This window comes from Herbaspirillum sp. meg3 (genome assembly GCF_002257565.1).
Classification (GTDB): Bacteria; Pseudomonadota; Gammaproteobacteria; order Burkholderiales; family Burkholderiaceae_D; genus Herbaspirillum.
In genome coordinates, this window is record NZ_CP022736.1 from 3,017,976 (window position 1) to 3,040,601 (window position 22,626).

The following is a 22,626-nucleotide window of genomic DNA, read 5'->3' on the forward strand; positions in this document are numbered from 1 at the left end:
AAAGAAAATGGATTGCCTCGAAAAGGCCTCCATTCTAGTGCAAACCGGGGCACGAAGCTGACGATCAGGCCAGCCCCCGCTTCCAGTCCGGTTCTAGCGCAGCAATCCCTGCATCGCCGCTGCAAACCGCGGATCGCCAAGCAAACCAACGTTGTAGCGCGACCAGCGGGATTGGACTTCGGTATCGATGTGGAAGATGCTGCCCGGCGCGGTGACGATGTTCTGCCGCATCAATGCCTGCGCCAGCGTCTTGGAATCCGGAAAACCTGGCATTGCCGCCCAGACATACAGAGATTGAGCAGGTGCGCAAAACAGTTCTGCTCCCAGCTGATCAAGCAAACGGCGTGCATTCTCGGTGGCCTGCGTCAGGCGATCGCGCAGCCGGGCTGCATGGCGGTTGTAATGTCCCTCGCTGAGAATGACATCGAGCGTGCGTTCGCAATACTCGGAACTGCTCACATGGATCAGCATCTTGATGTCGGCAAGATCACTGGCCAGATCGCGGTGGCAGGCAAGAAACCCGACGCGTAAAGCCGCCGACACCGACTTTGAAAAGCTGCCGACATAGATCGTGCGCCGCAGTTGATCCAGTGTAGCAATACGTGGCGCGGCGTTGGGCTTGAAGTCAGCGAAGGTGTCGTTCTCGACGATGATGGCGTTGTAGCGGTCGGCCAGTTGCAGGATCTTGTGCGCCTTGTGCGGCGAGGTGTCGGAGCCGGTCGGATTGTGGGCCAGCGTCTGGGTAAAGAACAGGCAAGGTTTGCCGATTTTCAACTCCCGCTCGAGCGCTTCCAGATCCGGCCCGTCTGCCAGGCGTGGAATGCCGACGATGCGCGCGCCGCTCAGCTTCAGCTTGCCGAACAGCATGTAGTAGCCCGGCTCATCCACCAGCACGCGGTCGCCCGGTTTGACGAAATTGCGGATCACGATGTCCAGCGCCTGGTTGGCGCCATGGGTCAGCACGATCTGGCTGGCCGAGGCCTCGATGCCGTGGTTGGCGAGCCGGTGCACCAGATGCTGGCGCAAGGGCTGGTAGCCGAAACGGCTGCCGTAGCCGAATAAGGCGCCGAGACCGGTGCGCACCACCTTCTGATGGAATTTGTCGAGTCGCACTTCGCTCAGCCAATCCACCGGCGGAAAACCATCGCCCAGGCGCAGATGCTCGGGATCGTTCTTCGATTGTTCGCGCATGAGCCAGACCACGTCCATGGCGCGGCTCAGCGACGAAGCTTCGTCGTCTTCCTTGATGGCCGGCGGCGCCGCGCAAACGAAGAACCCGGAACCACGCCGCGGTTCCACCACGCCAAGCGCGGTCAGATAATCGAACGCGTTGACGATGGTGTTCTTGGCGCAGTCATGCGTCCTGGCCATATCGCGGATCGATGGCAGGCGGCTGCCGGGAGCATAGACACCATCGCGGATCTGGCGCTGTATCAGTTGAACCAGTTGCCGCGTAAGGGTCAAGGGCGCGGCGGTTTCTGGGGATGTGGTCGGCATGGCGATTCCGGATGATGTTGCATCGCAGGAGAAGTGTCTTGGGTACAGTTGTAGTACTGTTCGTCAAAAGTGTACCAAATATATTGGGTACAGCCTGCTATTCTTGCCTCATTCCATTCCGGCCGCGCCGGATATAACATTGAGACAAAGGTACGTCATGACCGTCGATTCCCGACTCCCGCAATTCCGTTCACTCACCCCACAGCAACGCCTGGCGCAAATCGCCGAACGCGCCAACCTCACCGCCGATGAAGCCGCTCTGCTCGGCAATCCGACCGCGCTGTCGCTCGACGTCGCCAACGGCATGATCGAAAACGTGGTTGGCACCTTTCAATTGCCGATGGGCGTGGCCGGTTATTTCCAACTCAACGGCAAGGATGTATTGGTGCCGATGGCGGTGGAAGAACCGTCCGTGGTCGCAGCTGCCTCCTTCATGGCCAAGCTGATCCGCGATTGCGGCGGCTTCCATACCTCCAGCAGTGAACCGCTGATGCGCGCCCAGGTGCAAGTCATCGGCGTGACAGATCCCTACGGCGCACGACTGGCGATTCTCAAAGATCGTCAGGCCATCATTGATATCGCCAACAGCCGCGACCAACTGCTGATCAGCCTGGGTGGCGGTTGCAAGGACATCGAAGTTCACGTCTTCCCCGACACACCGCGCGGCGCGATGGTGATCGTGCATCTGATCGTCGACGTGCGCGACGCGATGGGTGCCAACACCGTCAACACCATGGCTGAAGCGGTTGCCGGCCATATCGAACAAATCACCGGCGGCAAGGTGCGCCTGCGCATCCTCTCCAACCTCGCTGACCTGCGCCTGGCGCGCGCCCATGTGCGTGTCTCGCCGGAAGCATTGACCACCGCCGACTACGACGGCGCCGACGTGATCAATCGCATTGTCGATGCCTACACCTTCGCGGCTGTCGATCCTTACCGCGCCGCCACGCACAACAAAGGCATCATGAACGGCATCGATCCTGTCATCGTCGCCACCGGTAACGACTGGCGTGCGGTCGAAGCAGGCGCGCATGCCTATGCTGCACGTAACGGCCACTACACCTCACTCACCACCTGGGAAATCGGCAACGACGGCCATCTGGTCGGCACACTGGAAATCCCGATGCCGGTCGGTCTGGTCGGCGGTGCCACCAAGACGCATCCGCTGGCCCGCCTGGCGCTCAAGATCATGGATGTGAAGTCGGCGCAAGAACTGGCTGAAATCGCCGTCGCCGTCGGTCTCGCCCAAAACATGGCTGCTCTGCGCGCCCTCGCCACTGAAGGCATCCAGCGCGGTCACATGGCTCTTCATGCGCGCAACATTGCGCTGGCAGCCGGCGCAGCGGCGGATGAAATGGATTGGGTGGTACAGCAAATGGTTGCCGCCAAAGACGTGCGCGTCGATTTTGCAGTTAAGCTGCTCAGCCAGCGACGTGAAAAATAAGACTCACCCGCAGCACAAAAAAGATCGCTTCATCAGAAAGCATCGATAACCAGGAGACAACATGCAAGCACAATTCAAACTGAACACCCTCGCCCGTCTGATCGCAGCGTCCGCGCTGTGCTTCACCGGGGCCGCGCAGGCGCAAGTCTCGGACGACGCTGTCCGTATCGGCTTCATCACCGACATGTCCGGCCCCTATGCCGACACGGACGGCGCCGGCGGCCTCGAAGCGATCCGCATGGCGGTGGCCGACTTCGGTGGCAAGGTGCTGGGCAAGCCGATCGAAGTGCTGTCCGCCGACCACCTGAACAAGGCCGACATCGCCGCCACCAAGGCGCGCGAATGGGCCGACCAGCGCGGCCTCGACATGCTGATCGGCGGCGTCAACTCCGCCACCGCGCTGGCGACGAATAAGGTGATGGCGGAAAAGAAACGCGTCTACATCAACATCGGTGCCGGCTCGGCGCGCCTGACCAATGAAGAGTGCACACCCTACACCGTGCACTATGAATACGACACCGTGGCCCTGGCCAAGGGCACCGGCAAGGCGGTCGTCAAGCAAGGCGGCAAATCATGGTTCTTCCTGGAGGCTGACTACGCATTCGGTCATGCGCTGGCGAGCGACACCGGCGCCGTGGTCAAAGCCAACGGCGGCACCGTGGTGGGTTCGGTGAAGCATCCGCTGTTCGCCTCCGACATGTCGTCCTTCCTGCTGCAAGCGCAGGGTTCCAAGGCGCAGATTCTGGGCCTGGCCAACGCCGGCGACGACACCGTCAATGCAATCAAGGCGGCCAAGGAATTCGGCGTCACCAAGACCATGAAGCTGGTGGGCCTCTTGATGGTGATCAACGACATCCACGCACTCGGCCTGAACAACGCCGAGGGATTGATGATGACCGACAGCTGGTACTGGGACAAGGACGAAGCATCGCGCCAATTCGCCAATCGCTTCTTCCTGAAGATGAAGAAGATGCCGAGCACGCACCAGGCGGCAGCCTACTCCGCGACCACGACCTACCTGAAGGCAGTCGCCGCGATCAAGACCGATGATTCGACCAAGGTCATGGCCGAGCTGAAGAAGATGAAGATCGATGATTTCTACAACAAGGGTTATATCCGCGCCGACGGCCGCAACATTCACGACATGTACCTGTATCAGGTCAAGTCGCCGGCGGAGTCCAAGAAGCCCTGGGATTATCTGAAGCTGGTGGAAACGATTCCCGGCGAGCAGGCATTCACTACCGTCGCCGAATCGAAGTGCAGTTTGCTGAAACCGCAGTAATCAAAAAATCTCCTGCAGTACCTGAAGTTGTTGTGGTGTGAACCGGCCGGCATTTGAACAATGCTGCCGGTTCTTTTTTATGTGCGTTGGTTTCTTCAGAAAAACCGTCTGAACCGAACTCGGTTCAATTTTCGGCTCAGTTGCCGCTGCGACGATAAAACGCCATCGTGCCTGCCAGCGCCAGCAAAATCGCGCCGCAAGAACGATCCAGCCACAGGACTGCGCGCTGACGCAGCAAACTGACCGCACGCGCGCCGATGAGGGCGTAGCCCAGCATCACACTGAAATCCAACCCGGCAAACACCAGACTGATCGCTGCATACTGCGGCCACTGCGGCTGGGCGGCATTGATGAACTGCGGCAGCAGCGCTGAGCAAAACAGATATCCCTTGGGATTGGTCACGGCGACCAGAAACGACTTGGAAAAAATCCGCGACGGCGCCACATCCTCCGGCTCGACCATCGCGCGCGAAAGATCCAGCCCGCCTTTGGAACGCAGCAAGCGAATCCCCAGCCAGGTCAGATACGCCACGCCGATCCATTTCACCACCGAAAACCAGAACTCTGAGGCGGCCAGCACCGCGCCCAAGCCAAGCGCAACCGAACCTACCAGCACGAAGTCCGACGACACCGCGCCGAGCATACCCGGCAACGAACGGCGTACGCCATAGCGCGCACCATTGGCCAGTGCCAACAACACGGTCGGGCCTGGCGTGGCAATCGTCACCAGCGCCACCAAAGCAAACAGTGCGAGCGTCGTGAAGTTGAGTGTGTGTGCAAGCATGAGCAATCCAAAATTGTTAAATTAAACTGCGCGTCTCTGCTATCTATCAAGATCTGCGCGGTCTCCGTCGTAAAACTTCATTCCAGCGTAAGGCGCTTCCCGGCATGGCGCAAGCCGCGACGGCAAATCACCGACATGTGCTTCCAGCTTGAACGCCTAGTGTTTGCGAAGAATCGCTTTCAAAAAAAGCTTGAGATCCTTCTCCAGATCCACACCAAAATCTTGTCTTGCTACGCCGCGCAATACCAGCGGTTCCAGCATGGTGTCGCTGTCGTCTACGGTTCGGACGGCGCCGCCCAAAGCGTCAAATTTGACGGAATAAATATAGTCAGGATTGGTCACGAGATCGGGATTGTCCGCATAGCGCCTGACACGAAAGCTCAAACTCAGGAATTCCGGTTTCTGACTATCTTCCCTCAATTCATCAGTCCACCAACCCGCTGCCTGCAATTCACCTCGCAGGGACGCGACCATCGTCTTGACCGCATCAATGGCTCTGGATGTGATGATGTCAAAATCCTCCAGCGCCTGTCTGGCATCGTCCTCAGCCGCTTGTTTCTCCAGCGCTATCTCGCGTAGCGCGTCGTCAAGTATTCCCATGGATTGTCTTTCATTTCATCGAAGAGCGAATGGTAGCCGACAAGCACACGCACTTCACAAAAAACTTGCCTGCCGCGGCGAATGCCCGTCCACGATAATCACTCCGTGTCAGCGCCGGCAAGGATCCCGCGAAGTTGCTCCTCAAACACTTCCGGCGGCTGCCCTCCCGAGATCAGATAGCGATCGTTCACCACGACTGCCGGCACACTGCTGATGCCGCGTTGCGCCCACAACGCTTCTTCTGCCTTCACGTCCTGCGCAAAGCGATCGGAGGCCAGTATTTCGCCCGCCTCTATGCCATCCAGGCCGGCGCCCTTGGCGAGCTGTACCAGCACATCCCTGTCCGCGATGTTTTTCCCATCGGTGAAATAGGCTTTGAGCAGGACTAATTTAAGCTCTGCCTGAACATTCTTTTCTTTTGCCCAGGTCAGCAGGCGATGAGCGTCAAAGGTGTTGTACACGCGGCTGTCATCGTCGCGATTCATTGTGAAGCCGACCGCGGCCGCCCTCGCCCGGATCTGCTCCCGATTGACGCGAGCCTGGTCGGCAGTAATGCCGTATTTTTCGGTGATGTGTTCAAGATGAACCTGGCCCGCCGCAGGCAAATTGGGATTGAGTTCGAAGGGATGAATAGTGAGGTCAACGCGCGCCGCCGGACCGATACGTTCGAGCGCAGTGTTAAGACCAGCCAGGCCGATAGCGCACCACGGGCACACGACGTCGGAAATGAAATCGATCTTCAAAGCGTTATTCATGGTCAATACCTCATGACATGGCACCTGTCTTCAGGTGCCGTTAATAGATGAGGATATTGTAAGTCGGATGCGCGAGTGGCATCTGGAAGTGCATCGGGTGCATCGTCACGGTTCCGCCGGGGCTGACGATATTGCAAGACGGCGGCTCGTCTCACCATCCAAAGCATATCCTTGCAGTTTGAGTTGCGTAGACATCTTGAAATAAAAGTTTGCATCCTGCGTACGAGTATTTTTTGTGCTCCATCTGCTTCAACGCAATACCAAAGATCACAAGCGAGCGATATGTGCTGTTGCTGAATGTTCCTTGCAACGATTAATTACCAAACCGTCAATGCTTGTGCATTTTTTCTGAAAAGATACCTCGGACGCCAACTAAAGAATGCTAATCTGGTAACCGACAATTACATCAATAACGTACAAAAATTCAATGTCGTTGCATTAGGAAAGCTGCCAGGCGAAGACGGTATTCCAACAACGTTGCTATTAGCAGTTCGACAAGTAAAACCGTTCATTTAGAGGTATTTCAATATCGCGTCAGGGTAAAGAAAACCGGGACGGATCGGGGACGGCGCTTGCCAAGGGCCGGAATATAAACATCATCTGGATCACCTCTCCTTCCGAGGGAAACATGAAACTCTCACAGCTGAAAATTTCTACGCGCCTGGCAATCGGATTTACGTTGGTCTGTGCGTTGCTTATTATTGTCACACTGCTCGGCATCATCCAGATGGCGCAGCAGAAACAGCGCATGGAGGAGATCACAAAGATCAATAACGTTGAAGCCAGCGAAGCTTCGTCGATGTACCTCTCCATTACCGAGCGAGCGCTGGCTTTGCGCAACATGATCCTGCTAGGCGACAATCCACAGGAAATCGATGGCGAAATGAAACGCATCGATACGCAAGCGCAAAAATATGCTGCATCCGAGAAGAAATTGGGCGCGATGCTCAAAAGGGAAAGCTCCACGAGTACGGAAGAGCTCAAGCTGTTCGACACCATTGTAGAAACCTCCACGGCCGCCAACGTACATATAAAAAGGGCAACCGAACTGATCCTGGCCGGCAAGCGGGACGAGGCGTACTCGTTGCTGCGCAATGAATTCAGACCGGTTCAGCGAAAATGGTGGGAGCAGCTCAACAACTTCATCGTCCTGGAAAACAAACAGAATGAAGACGCCTCGAACAATGCAGATGCGGCCTACGCGAATGCGCGGTTCATGATGCTGCTGTTTGGCGGACTTGCGCTGGTCGTCAGCATCATGGCGGCTTATCTGATCACGCGCAGCGTACTGAACCAGCTCGGCGGAGAGCCAGCCTACGCGAACCAGATTGCGACCCGGATCGCGCACGGCGATCTGACCGTCAATATCGACACTAAGCCGAGCGATCAGGATAGCCTGCTGTTCTCAATGAAGAGCATGCGCGACGCTCTGGCGCAAATCGTCGGCCAGGTGCGCGCCGGGACCGATACGATTGCGACAGCGTCCAGCCAGATTGCCAAAGGAAATCTGGACCTGTCATCGCGGACGGAGCAACAGGCAAGTTCGCTGGAGGAGACGGCTTCGTCAATGGAAGAACTGGCGTCGACGGTAAAACAGAATTCCGGCAGCGCAATCCAGGCTCACGAACTGGCGGTGTCGGCGTCGGACATCGCAACCAAGGCCGGCGAAGTCGTCCAACAAGTCATCAACACGATGGGGGTGATCAACGACTCATCGCACAAGATTGTCGAGATTATTTCGGTCATTGACGGCATTGCTTTTCAGACCAATATCCTCGCACTGAATGCTGCTGTGGAGGCGGCACGCGCCGGAGAACAGGGGCGCGGTTTTGCCGTTGTCGCCTCGGAGGTACGCAACCTGGCGCAACGCAGCGCGACTGCCGCAAGAGAAATCAAGGTACTGATCAGTGACTCCGTGAAACAAGTCGATATCGGACGTTCTCTGGTTGAGCAAGCCGGCACAACGATGGGCGAGGTCGTCGGCAGCGTCCGGAAGGTCAATGGGATGGTCGCAGAAATTTCGCAATCCAGCCGTCAGCAAAGCGATGGCATCGAACAAATCAACGACGCCGTTGCGCAAATGGACAATGTGACTCAGCAAAATGCCGCGCTGGTCGAGCAAGCCGCTGCCGCCGCGCAATCCTTGCAAGAACAGGCGGCGAAGTTATCGAGCCTGGTCGGCATCTTCAAACTGGGAACCTTGCCTATGCTGAAGAACAGCATCGATATCACGCCGAGCCCTCTGGAGCTTGCCTGAACAAGCGGATAAATACTGAAGGTAAAGCGGTTGTTCACGGATTCCTGTGAATAGCCGCTTTCGTTCTTCAAGCATCCCACGTTGCTTCCATAAAAGCATGAGTCGTCGTCAACGACGCTGACATAAAGTGACCAGGAAGATGAACCGCCTCGGCCGGCCAATGCAAGAACGGCATTACGGCTTGTTGTTCAAGCGTATGAAGAAGCGGAGTTCAGTGCAACAAAGACTGGTCTGTCCAACTGCCGGGTCCAGGCCCGATAAGTCCGATCCGATATCGTGTGCAATGCATCGATGCGATCATGCAATTCTTTCAGAATTCTTGTCTCGCTTTGAACCGCCGGTCCATGCGCCCGGAGAAGTTCGGCTCGACCGGCTGCACACCAATTTTTGACGCTTTCCTCGGTCACTTCCAAATGGCCTTGAAATGCCCAGTGGCGGCCACGGATGAAACCTTTGTTCAGGCAATGACTGCCGTACATCGTACGAATGGCGCCAACGGGAATTTCAAACGTATCGTAATGCCAGTTGAAGATCGTCGCCTGTCTTGGCAGCCCCATAAACTGTTGTGCATGTGGCGTGATCCAGATCTGGCTCCAGCCAATGTTGGGACAGATATTGCGGGTGACTTTCGCTCCCATGGCGCGCGCAAGCATCTGCGCACCAAAGCAATGCCCGAGAACCGGAACATCGCGCCTGATGGCATCTTGCAGCAACACCCGCTCGTCCTCGATCCACGGCAACATTTCATTGACGCAATGATCGCTCCCCAACACAACAATGCCGCTGAATTTGCTTGCATCGACGGGCGCCTTTCCATCCGACGCCGGAGAAATAAGTCGGTATGGGATGCAGTTTTTATCCAAGTGATCGCGCAGTACGCCCGGTCCTTGCGTTGATTCGTGCTGAAGAATCGCGATTGGTCTCATAGAGTCAGGGCTTGCGTCAACAAACCCGTAGTGATGGAGACCTCAATGTAGAATCTTCAGCATAAAAACCGGATTCCATTTGATGTGATTTACGTAAAAAATGCGTAAAAATCCACTCTCCGCCCCCCAAAAAAAAGTGGCTACCGCCATCGCTAAAAAAACGATCGTCAGGCTGTGCCTGAGGACATAAAAGTCTGCAGCCGACGCCACGGGTTGACGTAAGGACGTAGCTTCGACACCAATTCGATATGAGCGGACGTGATTTTCATGGGAGAAGCTCAAGGTCCGCTCCTGGCGGATTGCAGACATGCGTGGATCCAAATTTATTGCTCATGCCCCTTCCCCACCCAGCGGTTGAGGTTGATCAATTGCCGTTGAGAAATCAGGTTTTGCCCGATAGGAAGCAAGCATACTCGCAAGTATGCTTGACGTACCCCATCCGATAACTAGATTCAACTGTAGAAGCTGACCATGACAGAACGTCTTATCAAAATTGTTGTGATGTTCACTACGATTGTGTGCGCTCTTTGTTTTTCAGAGGTCCTCATCGCCGCCACCTCGACGGGGAATCTGGCGGTATCAGCCATTGTTCTTTCGCGTTGCATGATTCGGTTTTCAATTGGCGGTGTTGCGCCACAAAGTACTTGCGATGATGGAATGAAGGTGATGGTGGCAACAGAATCCATCGCGCCAAAAGTAAATGCAAAGGCCCCAAGTAAAAAGACCGAATCTGAAGACTCAGGGACACTCATCACTTTTACCTACTGAGGTCAGCGAATGCTCAACTTTTCTTTGCCGGCAGCCACGATATATTGGGCAACTCTCCTCCCTGCACTGGGACTGATTTTCTTCTTTGCATCCAGATATAAATTAATGCAAAGAGACAGAGCGTTCAAAAAAAATGCGGAAGAACTTCTTGACGCGTTGGATGCTGAGCGAAGAAAACACGTAAAGATGCACTCCGTGCATAGAGAAATTGAACGAAGAAAAGTCTTTGACGATGCGGTTGAAAAGAATCAAACGTTGCGCTAATCAGGCGTTCCCGTAGCGGCCGCTCCCTCGATCGCTCCCCCGGACGGACGATTTGCCCTAAAACACCTGAAATTCCCTAATTGGCTCGCTTTTTATGTCTACATAAAACCACGTAGCAGTACCCAAACTCAGGGTAATCCCGATACCTCTTGATATTTTCCCCTGCCAAAATAGCCATAAGATGACGCAATTTGGCTTAAAATTATCAAAGAGAAATTGTTTTAGTGGAGACGAAAAAAGATTTTAGACAGGCAATTTTTTAAATTTACTCGCATTTATCCGGAAGAACTATGTCTTCATTTCGACACATGAAAATCGGTACTAAATTATCGCTGGGCTTCGCCGCCTTACTTGTGCTGACTATTATTTTGGCGGGGATTTCGCTGTACAGCATCATGTCTTTAACTCGCGCCATCAAGTCAGCCGACCTGGTGCAAGAACAAAAGCTGTCTCCACTCTATGTCGCCCGGGAGGCATTGGACCAAACGGGTCTCGCCGCACGCAACGCCTATGTGTTCCGCAGCGATGTTGATGCGCAAAAGGAACTCAAGATCGTTGATGAACAAAAGAATATTTATCTTGAAGCGTTGAAGAAGCTGGAACCGCTTTTCCCCGGCAATAAGGATTTCGATAAAGCCAGATCGGGCCTGCTGCAGATGGCGGAAGAGCTCAAGCGCCCACGCACTTACCGAGAGGCCGGCAAGATGGAGGAGTTTCGGGATTTTCTTGTCAACGAATGCAGCCCTTTGCGGAGGCAGATCGTTCTGGACATCAATAAAGTCATTGCGCAGGTCGAGGCAGAAGATGATCAAGCTCATAGCCTGACCGAACAAATGGCGAAACATGCTGTAACCCTGGTAGCAGTATTGACGCTCGTGGTGGCAGTTGTTTCTGTGACAGTCGGCGTTCTTATAACCAAAGGTCTGTTGAAGCAGCTGGGTGGGGAGCCTGCTTATGCTGCCGATATCGCCCAGAAGATTGCTGCCGGGGATCTGTCTTGCGATGTGCAAACCAAACCTGGCGACAATACGAGTCTCTTGTTCGCCATCAAGACCATGCGGAACAGTCTTTCCTCCATCGTGTCGCAGGTACGGGAAGGCACTCAGACGATAGAGCGCGCCTCTTCTGAAATTGCTTCTGGAAACCTCGATCTTTCGGCCAGAACTGAACAGCAGGCGGGTTCGCTGGAAGAGACCGCTTCAGCAATGGAGCAAATCACATCAACCGTCAAGCAAAACGCCGACAACGCAAGACAAGCGAGTCAACTGGCTGTGTCTGCGTCCGATGTGGCTATCCAGGGCGGCGACGTGGTAGGCCAGGTCGTCACGACGATGACTGGGATCAACGACTCGTCACGCAAGATCGTCGACATCATCAGTGTCATCGACGGCATCGCATTTCAGACCAACATCCTGGCGCTCAATGCGGCGGTCGAAGCCGCCCGCGCCGGCGAACAAGGCCGCGGCTTTGCGGTCGTGGCATCTGAAGTGCGCAGCCTGGCGCAGCGTAGTGCCGCTGCGGCGAAAGAGATCACTGTTTTGATCAACGATTCGGTGTCAAAGGTTGAACGCGGCAGCCAATTGGTCGAGCAGGCAGGCCAGACGATGGTGGAGGTCGTGACAAGCGTCAAACGCGTTACAGACGTTGTTGCTGAAATTTCCGCCGCGAGTCAGGAGCAAAGCCATGGTATCGCACAGGTAAATCTCGCCATCACTCACATGGACGAAGCCACTCAGCAAAACTCCGCATTGGTTGAAGAGGCTGCAGCGGCGGCAAATTCGATGATGGAACAGGCTACGGCGCTGGCCGGGATCGTGTCTACTTTCAAGTTGAGCGATGGCTTAGTTACGCGGACTGCCGGAGACTCACGCACAAAAACGCCGCATGGAGCGGCACGGCTGCAGATAGTTTAGAAAGCAAGAGCCCGCTTGCGGGCTCTTGCTTTTCAGACGTCGTATTTTGGCGGCGATAGCTGACGTCCGGGTAGCAATTCATGCTGTGGCAAACACTCCCGCATCGGACGAGTTACCCACGTCATGCCACGATTTGGCATATTGACCGGGCGGCATGCCGGTATGACGAGTAAACGCGACGGTGAATGTGCTTGATGAGCTGTAACCCACCCGAGCCGCTACCTCTGTAATTGTCTCTTTTCGTTCAAGAAGATTTCTTGCCAATGCCATCCGCCATGACAGCAGGTAATCCATCGGTGTGACGCCCACAGCTTTGCTGAATCGCTCAAAAAAGGCCGAGCGGGAGAGTGCCGACTCTTTTGCCAAAAGCGCCACTGTCCATGACTCTTGAGGGTTTTCATGGATGCAACGTATTGCGTTCGCCAGTCGGCTATCGGCAAGTCCGCGCAACAGCCCCGGCGAGGTCACCGCATTGTTTGACGAGCGAAGCGCTTCAATCAACATGACTTCCAGCAAGCGCTCGAGAACCACGTCCCGTGCTGAGCGCTGCGCGCGTGATTCATCAATAACGAGTTTAACCAGCGCTGACAAGCGAACGTCTCCCCGAATATGCAGGAGCTTCGGGAGCAGTGTCAAAAGTAAAGTGGAGTCTGGAGACGTCAATTGGCAAAAACCGACCAGTGTTCTCACGTCGGCATCGGCGGAGAGAGATCCATTGCGGTGCTCGCCGTTTTCCAAGAGAGCCGGTTCAGACTGCCATTCATTCTCAAAAGGAACGTCAAAGCTGGTTGCCAGAAATTTCGACATCGACGGAATCAGCACGAAGTCGCCTGCTTCGACGACGAGTTCAGCCTCGTCGATCGTATATCGCAGCTTCCCTTCCAAAACCACGCAGCAACACAAGCGTGTGCCTATGAGTTCGCCGCGCACGCCCCAACGTCCCGCGCCGGTCACAATCTTTGAGAACGTCATTTTCGGTTGCAGTAGCGCCACTACAGAAGCTAAGGGATCAGTCATTCCGGACGCTCGCAAACAAATATTGGACTTTCTATTGTAGATGGTTTTTATGGCACGCGTTATCGTTGTGGCTCACTGATGATGAAAGGATTCACATGAAAACCGTTTTAATCACCGGCTGCTCTTCCGGATTTGGCCTGGAAATCGCCAAGTATTTTTTGGACCGCAAGTGGAGCGTGGTCGCTACCATGCGTACGCCGAATGATGGCGTTCTGCCAAAGTCTGAACATTTGCGACTGTTGAAATTGGACGTGACCGATCCTGAAAGCATACGTCGCGCAGTCGAAGAAGCTGGTCCGGTGGACGTTCTGGTGAATAACGCAGGCGTCGGTATGCTCGGGCCTTTCGAAAGTACCTCGATGGAAGCCGTACGCGAAGTGTTCGAAACCAATACATTCGGTACGATGGCCATGACGCAGGCATTTTTGCCGCAGTTTCGGGCACGCAGAGCGGGCGTTGTCGTCAATGTGGCATCTTCCGTGACCCTAAAGGCCCTGCCGCTACTTCCCGTCTACACAGCCAGCAAGGCCGCCGTCGTCGCATTTACCGAATCGCTGGCGCTCGAACTAGCGGAGTTCAACATCCGGGTAGGCGTAGTGTTGCCGGGAATGGCGCCGGAGACCGCGTTTGCGTCCAATGCCGGTTCACGAGTCATCCAGACATTTCCCGACGATTACGCTGCCACCATGAACGCTGTGATGTCGGGGTTTCAGAATTACACCGGTTCAGTGACGCATTCGATTGATGTTGCTGACGCAGTCTGGCAGGTTGCGCAAGAAGGTTCGACTGCGTTTCGCGTTCCGGCCGGCGCGGATGCTGTCGAGTGGTTCAACAAGATCTAGTCGTCAGGCAGAACACTGAGGGTGAGATGCGGCAGTGTCATCGTCGTATCGCATTCTCATGGGTTTAAGAGGAACATTTTGATCAGCGTCACGAAGCTCTGAAATAGCCAATCCGGGGCGAAATTGGCGTTGGTTCAATCTACTGTTTGAGAGAGCCAGTACCGCACGACAGGTTTTTAGCCTTATGTCCGTTCCTGGCCGGAAGCAGACATCCGCTAATTAACTTGTTGCCGATAATCTCTGCTGGAAATAGCTACTGAGTTTCCATCCGGGTCTTTAGCATTAGCGAATTGATAGCCATTTGCCTTATGGATGCTGCCAAACTCCAGACCTCCTTTCGCAGATTCGACCTTGAACGACTCAACGTCGGAAACACTGAACATTAGTTTAACTACCGCCTGCCCAAATTTTAGGGATTTGGCGGCCTGATGAACCAAGAGATTGATGCCGACGGCGGGACTATTCAATTCAATGAGGCCATCGTGCATCTCACCAGTCGTCTTAAATCCAAAATGGTCTTTGTAGAAAGCACTGGTAACTGCAGGATTGCGGGCGTATATCAAAATCGTATTGAGCGATGCAGTCATGGGTTTTAGTAGAAGAGTCAAGCAGGCAAAAGTTCAGGGGGCCACTGTATCAAAAATCGCTATTTTTTCAGTGAATCTTCGACTCGCCATGGAAGACTGCTTCTAGCCGATTGCGGACGTTTCCGCACTAAACAGTGCCTGTTAGGTCGGATAACGTTACTGGTGAAACGTATTGATTGCCAGTTTTTTACCTAACTGCGATGAAAGTTCTGAAAGTGCCTCGAGTGCGCGCTCCGGTGCGCCGTACAAGGACTTGATGCTTGGAAACTCATACGGTGTAGATGCCGGCTCGTGGGTCATTAAGATATTGAATGGGCGATCAGTCGCAACGAACGTTTTTCTATAGAGGTCGCGTCCCTTATTTTCGCTGATACCGATGGCTACCAACACGTACGGCTTGTACATATCGGAACCAAGAGTTTTATATATGAAGCCTGGCTCGATATAACTGCTTACAACAAGTGCTGTTATAGGTGGATTGGTTTGGGCGGTGTATTGTTCATATGTCAGTCTAGTGACCGAATAGCCGTCTTCCTTGAGGACATTGATAAAGCTATCTGCAAAACTAGCGCGCACTTTTGGCTCCCATGACGGTAGCGCATTATTAATTGTGAGCTCCTCCCCGCGCAATGTATCTGCGCTAACGAAAGGTGCCCAATCCGGGCGGCGCAGCTTTAGCTCATTCGCTTTGTCCGTGCGTGGCTCGACAAAGATGACGTTCTTCACATCCAGCTTGCGCATATTGACGACAGCCGGCTGGGCACAGCCTAATAGCAAGCTGACTAGGAGTACAAGCACTGCCCAGCACACACGAAGGGCTCCTGCGCGTGTCGGGGAGACCAAATATGACATTTCTAGACCTTTACTTTATATTCTTGCTTCGAGTCTCATCTTGATCCATGTACGCTCCTGGCCGATTTCAGCCATTCAACGGGCAATTATATTTCAACATGAAGACGTCCTCTTTTTACGCCTAAAGCACCGCGACTGACATCGTGCGTAAGTATTGTCCATTGAGGTTGGCCGTTGGCCGTCATGAACGAGGTTACTCGTGAGCCGTTCGAAAGCAAGATACAAATCTCTGGAAGTACGCCAAATAACTGCACGTCGAGAACTGATTCCCCGATGATTTTTTCAAATATCTTTGGCCAGCCACGTTCAGAGCTCCAGCTTCCTCCCAGAATAGATTTAGGTCCCTCGATACGCCAACTCCATTCAATCATCACAGTGATATCCCCTTTGGGCTCACCTGGTTCACCATTAAGTTTTCTCCGTTTTCGGAGATTACCCAATTCAATAAAGATTGCCGAGCCGCCTCCTCTCCACACATGGGATATTTTTTCTCCAATGAGCGCGTCAAAGAACGGTGTTGCAAGTGACGAATTTGATTTCATTTTCTTGATTTTTTAGCGAAAAGATACTTGCAATCGATGTCCGCAACTGACCGGATGCAGTCTTTATAGGCATAGTCGTGACTCATAAGGTTTGATAGGCCAATATCGACCATGCCACTCATAGCCTCCGGACTAAACGTTCTTACACATTTTTTTAGCGATTCCAGCCTCTAAAAATCGCCCTGACAACGACAAATGCAATTGTTAAGAGTGTCGTTACGCCTGCAGCATAAAAGATGGACGTGACGTATCTTCCATTGATCCAAGCCTCATAGGTTGAAATGGAAAGATATATCAGACCTGCGGGAATCATCAGTATTTGCAGAACGCCTTCGATGCTCAGCAAGTGTTCCCGCCAACGACTTGAGCGATATGGCCCTTCAAGCATCAATTCCCTCCAAAACAGGTAGTTATGCAAATCTTCCCCAGCCAGGTTCCGGCCGCTCCTGGGCGGTTGCAGCCATCTGTTTCCTCCCCAAAAGCGGACTTAGTCATTATCACTGAAGGGAACATCTCATTGGAAGAAGAGCGTATTCATTTCTTCCCTTAGTGCCGTAGCAGCGCTACCTGCCGCTAAAGCGACAGCACCCACTACACCGCCTGTTTTGCGAGCGTAGTCGCGGGTGGTAATCCTGGTTTGAATTTGAAGCTATCGTGCTTTGCCGGTTCGTAGGGTCTGGATGGGGGCTAACGAACACGTTCCCAGTGGATGACGATCTTGGCACCATCGGGCCGCTGAAAGTTCTCCGTCATTCTGTCTCCTTCAACAACCAGGCGTAGCTCGTTGCGGCTCCGGACAGCGCCAACCCAGTTCGGAAAGGTCGATCCATCGACCTTATTGCCGCTAAACTCCCCCTTGTCATCGACTGTGTATGTCCCAAAAAAACCAATGGCTTTTTCCATCGCGACTCGATTTTCTGCGTCAGTGCCTTGACCACGCGCATTAGATGCAAAACGGGGAACGTCCGCGTCGGTTAGTACTTCGACGAAATGCATGTCGGATGTAAAACTGAGCAATCCGTTGGGCCTCTTACCATAGGCCGGCACCTTCGCGCCCTCCGGATCCAGCCAGGCTGACACCATCCGCCACGTGCCCAGCACTTGGTTGCGTGAGGAAGCTTCGGCGGGGGCGCTCATGGATAAAATTCCTATCAAGAAGGGAAGTATGTATCGCAGCGTTGGCATGGTTCGTTGTTCCAATCAGCTTATTTTTAAGACGCGGCGAATAATGCGCATCTGTGTTTGAGCGCCGATCCATCGGCGTAACCGCCAGAGGCGCTTGGCGTCGGCTCCAACGAGATAGCGCAAACGATCGCCAGGGTCGTTCGCGGCTTCAAAGATCGTATTTGCCACTAACTCCGGCGAGCTTGAGCGCGAGACGTTATCTTTACGCGCGGCGTTTATTGCCCCCATCATTTGCTCGTAGGCAGGCAGCGCCGAATGATCGAGTACATCCATGGAGCTACTTCCGAAGTTGGTCTTGGTAAGACCCGGCTCCACTATCTTGACCCTGATCCCGAACCTGCTCAGCTCATACCACAGCCCCTCTGATAGTCCCTCGACTGCAAATTTGGTGGAGTTGTAAAGGGCATAGGCGGGCAAGGCCATCAGGCCTCCTATCGAGCTAACATTGATTATTACGCCCCCTCGATTTGCGCGGAAGTGCGGAGCGATAGCTTTGACACAATGAATCACCCCAAAGACGTTGACATCATATTGCCGCTGCACTTGTGCTTGCGACGCCGTTTCTATCGGACCAAAAGTGCCGTAGCCTGCGTTGTTAATCCAAACATCAATCTTGCCGAATGCCGATATTGACGCCGCTACAGCCGCGGTGGCACTAGCTGCGTCTTGAACGTCGAGGGCGACAAGCTTCAACCGGTCGGTCTCTACAAGATCCTTTTCCACAGCCGGCAGTCGCATTGCGGCGACAACGTTCCACCCGGCTCTCGAAAAGACCTGCGCCGTCGCTTTTCCGATGCCGCTTGATGAGCCTGTGATCACTACTGTCTTATTTATATCTGTCATGGGCGGCTCCAGGTGATGGCTCGCGCTGGAAACCCGTCCGTTGCTTGCGCCAATTCATCAACATTATAATTAGCGAAATAAATCACAACAATATGGGATTATATGAACAGCTTAATGAGAAATTTTCACTAATGAGGCCATTTCTCGATGACTTAACTCTATTTCTCGCGATCGCGGAGCATGGCAGTTTCCGGCGCGCAGCTGTTCTCCTGGACCTTTCACCATCGGCACTGAGCCACGCCATGCGGGCCTTAGAGAGCAGGCTTGGAACGCGTCTCCTCAACCGAACAACTCGAAGCGTTGGTCTTACAGAGGCCGGGGCTCGGCTGGCCGAACGTCTCAGGCCTGCGCTGAATAGCGTGGAGAATGCCATCGCTGAATTACGTGACGATGCCGACCAACTCTCAGGTCAAATTCGCATCACCGCCGCGGAATACGGCGCGGTTCTACTCCTTGAAAGAGGACTATCCGAATTCCAAGCCCGTCATCTGCTTGTCCAGGTAGAGTTAGTCATAGACTCTGCCCTTGTAGACCTCACTGCCGGCGGCTTCGATGCTGGGGTCAGGTTTCGAGACGACGTTCCACCCGATATGGTGGCGATCCCGATATCGAAAAAGTCTTCGCTCGTTGCCGCCGCTGCTCCTGCCTACCTCGCGAACCATCCGCCGCCGAGGCTGCCGGCAGATTTGCTGGAACATCGCTGTATCCGTCAGCGCTTCGCTAACGGCCGAATTTATCGTTGGGACTTCGAGGACGGCGGTCGATCTGTAACGATTGATCCGCCGGGAACACTGACTAGCAATAGCCTCGCCACGATCGTTGCTGCCGCAGTGCGAGGTGCAGGGGTTTGCTACGTGCCCGTACACCATGTGGCGGCTCAAATTGAGTCCGGACAGCTCGTGCGATTGCTAGAAGAGTATTCGCCTACCTTCGACGGCCATTGTTTTTATTATCTGCCTTCCAGGCACCCGACCCGCGCATTCAGCGCATTCATTGAGCATTTGCGAGGCGGCTTCGTTTAGGCACAAATGGCTCACTGTTCTTTGGAGGGCGTCGAGCAACGATAAGGCGAAAGGAATGGCGGGTTGAAATTGGACCTCCGTGCACATCGAGGCGGCGCCGATTTGCACCGCGATGTTACACGCGATCTCAATGCCGGACTTCCGTTCCTCGGCAAACACGGACGGTTCGGCGCGGATCGCACCGATACCGACGATCACAACCCCTTCGTTCGGGAAGTAATTGTTAAAGGCCCGTGTCGAGACGCCAGTCTCGGTGGCGAGAGCTACATGGTCGCCGTGGTTTGTGTCCGGCGAGTCTGCCCTTGTTTCAAGAAGCAACTGGCATAGTTAGCCCCTTCATCTGACTCTCCTTCGCAAGAATCGAGGATCAGTTTGCGCCGATAGGGGCATCCATGAGATGACTGCTCCTGGCCGATTCATGCCACTTAAGCGCCTAATTTCAACGTGCTTTGTAGGGCAGATATAACTCGTCTTAACTCAAGAACCAGTAGATCTGCCGCTGCACCCTTAGGAACACGCCGAAGTGGTTTTTGAAGGCGCTCAACTAAGAGGCGTAGGGCTTCTGTTTTATGGCCATCCTTATTCAAAAGAATTTGTGAGTTCATTCTTACGGCAAGTCCTGCATATCGAACGGTTTCTTTGGATTGAAAACTTTTGTATTTGCCGCATCTATCGTGTGCTGCGAGATAGGACTCCATCTCGGATAGGCTTGAATCAACGGCGACGAAGACCACAATAAGCTGATCGAAGGCCTCCCCCAAGAACTCAGTATTAAAATTATCCGCAAGAAAATCCTGTAACCAAATCGTTACTTCATTTAGTTGAGCGCCAATGTCTTCTGTGGCAACACTCGTCACTCTCATGACAAAATTTAGTTTCATTGTTTGGAGGGTGCGTTTTATTCGAGGAAAATGAATATCCGTTCCTGGCCGATTACGGACCTTCGACAGTTAAGCTCCGAAGGCCAATAGCCAGCGCTATATTTTTTCCAAAACAACTATGCTCCAACTCACATCGTTCCGACTGAACATGTCCTGACGTTCGCTGACGTGTCTTACTTGCAGACCCGATTGTCCGGCAAGCTCGACAGTTTCCTGAGCGGATACGTCAAACATTTGCCTCCCATCGGGAACTGGGCCATGTCGCAACGTCATGATAATTTTTCCCCTGAGACGTAGCAGTTCGGAAATTACTTTCATTGCAATTTTTCGTTCCTCTTTTTCCAAATGCATCCAGACTGCGGTGAGCAATATCACGTCAAAGCTTCGCGCCTGTTGCTTTGCGACCTTCAAAGTAGGAAGGTGGTCATCAATCCAATGTATGTTTTTCATGGAATGGCGCAGCTGTCCTTCTTCGCGTAATTCTTTTGTGGGTTCTATTGCGGTGACGGCATGCCCCTTGCGCGCCAAAGCAGCGGAATCACGCCCCGAACCAGCGCCTATATCCAGAATCTCACTAGGTTGTGTTGGAAACAAATGAAGGACGTCGCGATACACATCTTCAAATTCAATACTTTCATACTGCTCCGCGAGATGCTCGGCATTCTCTCCATAGCCGGCGATTCCCGCCACTTTCTGTTCCATGTAATACCTACTGTTTAAAGTTATCGAATGGCTCTAACTGGCCGATAGCAGCCATCCGCTAATTAACTTGTTGCCGATAGTCTCTACTGGAAATAGCTACTGAGTTTCCATCCGGGTCTTTAGCATTAGCGAATTGATAGCCATTTGCCTCATGGATGCTGCCAAACTCCAGACCTCTTTTCGCAGATTCGACCTTGAACGATTCAACGTCGGAAACACTGAACATCAGTTTGACTACCGCCTGCCCAAATTTTAGGGATTTGGCGGCCTGATGAACCAAGAGGTTGATGCCGACGGCGGGACTATTCAATTCAATGAGGCCATCGTGCATCTCACCAGTCGTCTTAAATCCAAAATGGTCTTTGTAGAAAGCACTGGTAACTGCAGGATTGCGGGCGTATATCAAAATCGTATTGAGCGATGCAGTCATGGGTTTTAGTAGAAGAGTCAAGCAAATGAAAGTTCAGGGGGCCACTGTATCAAAAATCGCTATTTTTTCAGTGAATCTTCGACTCGCCATGGAAGACTGCTCCTGGCCGAAAACAGACTATCGGGAAAATCGCTTGCAAGCGGCCGATGATGCTGCCTCGGTCGCAGTCATCTTTCCGCTGGCGTATGAGAGTCGCAGAGGGGTAACTGTAGAGTAACTCCCGACCTTAGCATGGTCGACAAAACAAACATATAAATACTCGTTGTCCCGAATCTCTTTTCCCTGCTCAATAATCTGCAAACTATAGAACCAATCATCGGTGTCAAATTCGACGACATCACCCGTTAGACGGGTTGGGATCAGCGCCAGGTCAGAAAACGTTACCGAAGAACGAGTGCCGTCCATTCGAGGGTGCAGTGAGTTGGGAAATGACCGCAGATTTAAATTGTTTGCGATGAAGGCCGGAATATCCGTCTTAGGGAGCGAGGCGCCTCGTGCATGGTTTGTGAAACCGAGAATCAAGAAGGTCAGGAAGCCGAGGGAATATTTCATTGGGGTTCGCATCGTCTTCAATTTTTGTGTCATCCGCTTCTGGCCAGCACGCGCTTTATGCCAGGCGCTCGATCACCTGTGCATGTTGCGGCCAGGTCTTCAGGAGGAAATCCTTGTCCGCTATTTCAAACTCCTGGAATTCAAAACCTGGTGCTACCGTGCAACCTACAAGCGCATAGGCGCCCGACCCGGCACATTGCGCCGCAAACCAGGCGCCAGCAGGGACCAAGGCTTGGAACATGGCACCGTCTTGCGTCAAGGGATTTCCAAGCGTCAGGGTATACAGCTCGCGGCCGTGTTCGAGGACATGAATATGCAGGGGCTCCCCCGCATAAAAATGCCACATCTCGTCGGACTGGATCCTGTGCCACGTTGACCTTTCTCCCTGACGGAGTAGATAGTAGATCGCGGTAGCTGCAGAACGGCCGAGATCGCTACCTGTCCGCAGTACTCTTTGCTGACTACGGTAAGTTTCTCTGTAATGGCCTCCTTCCGGATGCGGCAGAAGCTCAAGACGAGCAATCAGTTCTTCGGCAATGGAATCATGTTCATTCATAGGCATCTGTAACGGTATGAGAATTGTCGTGGCTGGAACTGATCAAGTTGTGGCGCCGTTTCGTAAGGGGCTTCCAAACACAGTAGTAACTATTATCCAATCGTGCATATTTTTCCACATCAAAT

25 protein-coding genes are annotated in these 22,626 nt (G+C 53.5%); 8 read left to right on the top strand and 17 right to left on the bottom strand.

Translation table 11 applies throughout. The features are described 5' to 3' along the window. Positions 1–93 precede the first annotated feature (93 nt). The gene (locus tag hmeg3_RS13455; protein WP_094564170.1) at positions 94–1,497 is read right to left on the bottom strand and encodes a PLP-dependent aminotransferase family protein; all 1,404 of its coding nucleotides are present in this window, start codon (positions 1,495–1,497) and stop codon (positions 94–96) included. Positions 1,498–1,654: 157 nt separating this feature from the next. Between hmeg3_RS13455 and hmeg3_RS13460 the strand changes: the two genes are divergently transcribed. Together hmeg3_RS13460 and hmeg3_RS13465 are read left to right on the top strand one after the other, a co-directional pair. Next, positions 1,655–2,941 carry a hydroxymethylglutaryl-CoA reductase, degradative gene (locus hmeg3_RS13460; RefSeq protein ID WP_094564171.1) on the top strand — a complete coding sequence of 429 codons (1,287 nt, stop codon included), beginning with the start codon at positions 1,655–1,657 and terminating at the stop codon, positions 2,939–2,941. A 61-nt stretch (positions 2,942–3,002) separates the two neighbouring features. Further along, positions 3,003–4,223, top strand: a complete 1,221-nt coding sequence (locus tag hmeg3_RS13465; protein ID WP_094564172.1) for an ABC transporter substrate-binding protein — start codon at positions 3,003–3,005, stop codon at positions 4,221–4,223. 136 nt (positions 4,224–4,359) lie between these two features. On the opposite strand, the gene hmeg3_RS13470 is transcribed toward hmeg3_RS13465, so the two are convergent. The 3 genes from hmeg3_RS13470 to hmeg3_RS13485 all read right to left on the bottom strand — a co-directional run bounded on the left by hmeg3_RS13470 (position 4,360) and on the right by hmeg3_RS13485 (position 6,362). Then, positions 4,360–5,007, bottom strand: coding sequence for a LysE family translocator (locus tag hmeg3_RS13470; RefSeq protein WP_094564173.1), 648 nt, complete (start codon positions 5,005–5,007; stop codon positions 4,360–4,362). A gap of 156 nt (positions 5,008–5,163) precedes the next feature. Beyond that, a complete protein-coding gene (locus hmeg3_RS13480) occupies positions 5,164–5,607 on the bottom strand; it encodes a hypothetical protein (RefSeq protein WP_094564174.1) in 444 nt (147 codons plus the stop codon). 98 nt (positions 5,608–5,705) lie between these two features. Continuing rightward, on the bottom strand, positions 5,706–6,362 hold the full coding sequence (locus hmeg3_RS13485; RefSeq protein ID WP_094564175.1) for a DsbA family oxidoreductase: 657 nt from the start codon (positions 6,360–6,362) through the stop codon (positions 5,706–5,708). Between the two features lie 628 nt (positions 6,363–6,990). Between hmeg3_RS13485 and hmeg3_RS25200 the strand changes: the two genes are divergently transcribed. Then, positions 6,991–8,619 (top strand): methyl-accepting chemotaxis protein, encoded by a 1,629-nt coding sequence (locus hmeg3_RS25200; RefSeq protein WP_094564176.1) that lies wholly within the window; start codon positions 6,991–6,993, stop codon positions 8,617–8,619. 188 nt (positions 8,620–8,807) lie between these two features. Here hmeg3_RS25200 and hmeg3_RS13495 read toward each other — a convergent pair whose 3' ends face one another. Next, complete coding sequence (locus hmeg3_RS13495; protein WP_094564177.1) at positions 8,808–9,545, bottom strand: type 1 glutamine amidotransferase; 738 nt, start codon at positions 9,543–9,545, stop codon at positions 8,808–8,810. Between the two features lie 42 nt (positions 9,546–9,587). Continuing rightward, positions 9,588–9,854, bottom strand: coding sequence for a hypothetical protein (locus hmeg3_RS13500; protein WP_094564178.1), 267 nt, complete (start codon positions 9,852–9,854; stop codon positions 9,588–9,590). Between the two features lie 162 nt (positions 9,855–10,016). Between hmeg3_RS13500 and hmeg3_RS24730 the strand changes: the two genes are divergently transcribed. From hmeg3_RS24730 to hmeg3_RS13510, 3 genes are all read left to right on the top strand, one after another. Further along, positions 10,017–10,313: a hypothetical protein gene (locus hmeg3_RS24730; protein ID WP_157739268.1), complete on the top strand. Its 297-nt coding sequence runs from the start codon at positions 10,017–10,019 to the stop codon at positions 10,311–10,313. A 9-nt stretch (positions 10,314–10,322) separates the two neighbouring features. After that, a complete protein-coding gene (locus tag hmeg3_RS13505) occupies positions 10,323–10,577 on the top strand; it encodes a hypothetical protein (RefSeq protein WP_094564179.1) in 255 nt (84 codons plus the stop codon). 290 nt (positions 10,578–10,867) lie between these two features. Next, positions 10,868–12,490 carry a methyl-accepting chemotaxis protein gene (locus hmeg3_RS13510; protein ID WP_094564180.1) on the top strand — a complete coding sequence of 541 codons (1,623 nt, stop codon included), beginning with the start codon at positions 10,868–10,870 and terminating at the stop codon, positions 12,488–12,490. A 78-nt stretch (positions 12,491–12,568) separates the two neighbouring features. Here hmeg3_RS13510 and hmeg3_RS13515 read toward each other — a convergent pair whose 3' ends face one another. Then, positions 12,569–13,507: an AraC family transcriptional regulator gene (locus hmeg3_RS13515; RefSeq protein ID WP_094564181.1), complete on the bottom strand. Its 939-nt coding sequence runs from the start codon at positions 13,505–13,507 to the stop codon at positions 12,569–12,571. 95 nt (positions 13,508–13,602) lie between these two features. On the opposite strand from hmeg3_RS13515, the gene hmeg3_RS13520 reads away from it, so the two are divergent. Next, the gene (locus hmeg3_RS13520) at positions 13,603–14,349 is read left to right on the top strand and encodes an SDR family oxidoreductase (protein ID WP_094564182.1); all 747 of its coding nucleotides are present in this window, start codon (positions 13,603–13,605) and stop codon (positions 14,347–14,349) included. A 215-nt stretch (positions 14,350–14,564) separates the two neighbouring features. Here hmeg3_RS13520 and hmeg3_RS13525 read toward each other — a convergent pair whose 3' ends face one another. The 5 genes from hmeg3_RS13525 to hmeg3_RS13540 all read right to left on the bottom strand — a co-directional run bounded on the left by hmeg3_RS13525 (position 14,565) and on the right by hmeg3_RS13540 (position 18,358). Continuing rightward, positions 14,565–14,936: a VOC family protein gene (locus tag hmeg3_RS13525; RefSeq protein ID WP_094564183.1), complete on the bottom strand. Its 372-nt coding sequence runs from the start codon at positions 14,934–14,936 to the stop codon at positions 14,565–14,567. 156 nt (positions 14,937–15,092) lie between these two features. Then, entirely contained in the window at positions 15,093–15,677 is a 585-nt protein-coding gene (locus tag hmeg3_RS13530) for a hypothetical protein (RefSeq protein WP_157739269.1), read from the bottom strand. A gap of 197 nt (positions 15,678–15,874) precedes the next feature. After that, a complete protein-coding gene (locus hmeg3_RS24735; protein WP_157739270.1) occupies positions 15,875–16,330 on the bottom strand; it encodes a hypothetical protein in 456 nt (151 codons plus the stop codon). A 687-nt stretch (positions 16,331–17,017) separates the two neighbouring features. Further along, entirely contained in the window at positions 17,018–17,467 is a 450-nt protein-coding gene (locus hmeg3_RS13535; protein WP_198361700.1) for a lipocalin-like domain-containing protein, read from the bottom strand. Positions 17,468–17,530: 63 nt separating this feature from the next. Next, entirely contained in the window at positions 17,531–18,358 is an 828-nt protein-coding gene (locus hmeg3_RS13540; protein ID WP_094564186.1) for an SDR family oxidoreductase, read from the bottom strand. 44 nt (positions 18,359–18,402) lie between these two features. On the opposite strand from hmeg3_RS13540, the gene hmeg3_RS13545 reads away from it, so the two are divergent. After that, positions 18,403–19,380, top strand: a complete 978-nt coding sequence (locus tag hmeg3_RS13545; protein ID WP_094564187.1) for a LysR family transcriptional regulator — start codon at positions 18,403–18,405, stop codon at positions 19,378–19,380. A 425-nt stretch (positions 19,381–19,805) separates the two neighbouring features. Here hmeg3_RS13545 and hmeg3_RS13550 read toward each other — a convergent pair whose 3' ends face one another. The 5 genes from hmeg3_RS13550 to hmeg3_RS13570 form a co-directional block, all read right to left on the bottom strand. Then, on the bottom strand, positions 19,806–20,261 hold the full coding sequence (locus hmeg3_RS13550) for a hypothetical protein (RefSeq protein ID WP_157739271.1): 456 nt from the start codon (positions 20,259–20,261) through the stop codon (positions 19,806–19,808). Between the two features lie 96 nt (positions 20,262–20,357). Then, positions 20,358–20,963 carry a bifunctional 2-polyprenyl-6-hydroxyphenol methylase/3-demethylubiquinol 3-O-methyltransferase UbiG gene (locus tag hmeg3_RS13555; RefSeq protein WP_094564189.1) on the bottom strand — a complete coding sequence of 202 codons (606 nt, stop codon included), beginning with the start codon at positions 20,961–20,963 and terminating at the stop codon, positions 20,358–20,360. Positions 20,964–21,021: 58 nt separating this feature from the next. Next, positions 21,022–21,393, bottom strand: coding sequence for a VOC family protein (locus hmeg3_RS13560; RefSeq protein WP_094564190.1), 372 nt, complete (start codon positions 21,391–21,393; stop codon positions 21,022–21,024). A gap of 117 nt (positions 21,394–21,510) precedes the next feature. Next, positions 21,511–21,945 carry a hypothetical protein gene (locus tag hmeg3_RS13565; RefSeq protein ID WP_094564191.1) on the bottom strand — a complete coding sequence of 145 codons (435 nt, stop codon included), beginning with the start codon at positions 21,943–21,945 and terminating at the stop codon, positions 21,511–21,513. Between the two features lie 55 nt (positions 21,946–22,000). Further along, positions 22,001–22,501 carry a cupin domain-containing protein gene (locus tag hmeg3_RS13570; protein WP_094566336.1) on the bottom strand — a complete coding sequence of 167 codons (501 nt, stop codon included), beginning with the start codon at positions 22,499–22,501 and terminating at the stop codon, positions 22,001–22,003. Between the last annotated feature and the right edge of the window lie 125 nt (positions 22,502–22,626).

What these genes read in the sequence shown, in the direction of transcription:
- hmeg3_RS13455 (WP_094564170.1), bottom strand. Translation starts at nt 1,497, where the DNA reads ATGCCGACCACATCCCCAGAAACCGCCGCGCCCTTGACCCTTACGCGG.
- hmeg3_RS13460 (WP_094564171.1), top strand. Translation starts at nt 1,655, where the DNA reads ATGACCGTCGATTCCCGACTCCCGCAATTCCGTTCACTCACCCCACAG.
- hmeg3_RS13465 (WP_094564172.1), top strand. Translation starts at nt 3,003, where the DNA reads ATGCAAGCACAATTCAAACTGAACACCCTCGCCCGTCTGATCGCAGCG.
- hmeg3_RS13470 (WP_094564173.1), bottom strand. Translation starts at nt 5,007, where the DNA reads ATGCTTGCACACACACTCAACTTCACGACGCTCGCACTGTTTGCTTTG.
- hmeg3_RS13480 (WP_094564174.1), bottom strand. Translation starts at nt 5,607, where the DNA reads ATGGGAATACTTGACGACGCGCTACGCGAGATAGCGCTGGAGAAACAA.
- hmeg3_RS13485 (WP_094564175.1), bottom strand. Translation starts at nt 6,362, where the DNA reads ATGAATAACGCTTTGAAGATCGATTTCATTTCCGACGTCGTGTGCCCG.
- hmeg3_RS25200 (WP_094564176.1), top strand. Translation starts at nt 6,991, where the DNA reads ATGAAACTCTCACAGCTGAAAATTTCTACGCGCCTGGCAATCGGATTT.
- hmeg3_RS13495 (WP_094564177.1), bottom strand. Translation starts at nt 9,545, where the DNA reads ATGAGACCAATCGCGATTCTTCAGCACGAATCAACGCAAGGACCGGGC.
- hmeg3_RS13500 (WP_094564178.1), bottom strand. Translation starts at nt 9,854, where the DNA reads ATGTCTGCAATCCGCCAGGAGCGGACCTTGAGCTTCTCCCATGAAAAT.
- hmeg3_RS24730 (WP_157739268.1), top strand. Translation starts at nt 10,017, where the DNA reads ATGACAGAACGTCTTATCAAAATTGTTGTGATGTTCACTACGATTGTG.
- hmeg3_RS13505 (WP_094564179.1), top strand. Translation starts at nt 10,323, where the DNA reads ATGCTCAACTTTTCTTTGCCGGCAGCCACGATATATTGGGCAACTCTC.
- hmeg3_RS13510 (WP_094564180.1), top strand. Translation starts at nt 10,868, where the DNA reads ATGTCTTCATTTCGACACATGAAAATCGGTACTAAATTATCGCTGGGC.
- hmeg3_RS13515 (WP_094564181.1), bottom strand. Translation starts at nt 13,507, where the DNA reads ATGACTGATCCCTTAGCTTCTGTAGTGGCGCTACTGCAACCGAAAATG.
- hmeg3_RS13520 (WP_094564182.1), top strand. Translation starts at nt 13,603, where the DNA reads ATGAAAACCGTTTTAATCACCGGCTGCTCTTCCGGATTTGGCCTGGAA.
- hmeg3_RS13525 (WP_094564183.1), bottom strand. Translation starts at nt 14,936, where the DNA reads ATGACTGCATCGCTCAATACGATTTTGATATACGCCCGCAATCCTGCA.
- hmeg3_RS13530 (WP_157739269.1), bottom strand. Translation starts at nt 15,677, where the DNA reads ATGCGCAAGCTGGATGTGAAGAACGTCATCTTTGTCGAGCCACGCACG.
- hmeg3_RS24735 (WP_157739270.1), bottom strand. Translation starts at nt 16,330, where the DNA reads ATGAAATCAAATTCGTCACTTGCAACACCGTTCTTTGACGCGCTCATT.
- hmeg3_RS13535 (WP_198361700.1), bottom strand. Translation starts at nt 17,467, where the DNA reads ATGAGCGCCCCCGCCGAAGCTTCCTCACGCAACCAAGTGCTGGGCACG.
- hmeg3_RS13540 (WP_094564186.1), bottom strand. Translation starts at nt 18,358, where the DNA reads ATGACAGATATAAATAAGACAGTAGTGATCACAGGCTCATCAAGCGGC.
- hmeg3_RS13550 (WP_157739271.1), bottom strand. Translation starts at nt 20,261, where the DNA reads ATGAAACTAAATTTTGTCATGAGAGTGACGAGTGTTGCCACAGAAGAC.
- hmeg3_RS13555 (WP_094564189.1), bottom strand. Translation starts at nt 20,963, where the DNA reads ATGGAACAGAAAGTGGCGGGAATCGCCGGCTATGGAGAGAATGCCGAG.
- hmeg3_RS13560 (WP_094564190.1), bottom strand. Translation starts at nt 21,393, where the DNA reads ATGACTGCATCGCTCAATACGATTTTGATATACGCCCGCAATCCTGCA.
- hmeg3_RS13565 (WP_094564191.1), bottom strand. Translation starts at nt 21,945, where the DNA reads ATGAAATATTCCCTCGGCTTCCTGACCTTCTTGATTCTCGGTTTCACA.
- hmeg3_RS13570 (WP_094566336.1), bottom strand. Translation starts at nt 22,501, where the DNA reads ATGAATGAACATGATTCCATTGCCGAAGAACTGATTGCTCGTCTTGAG.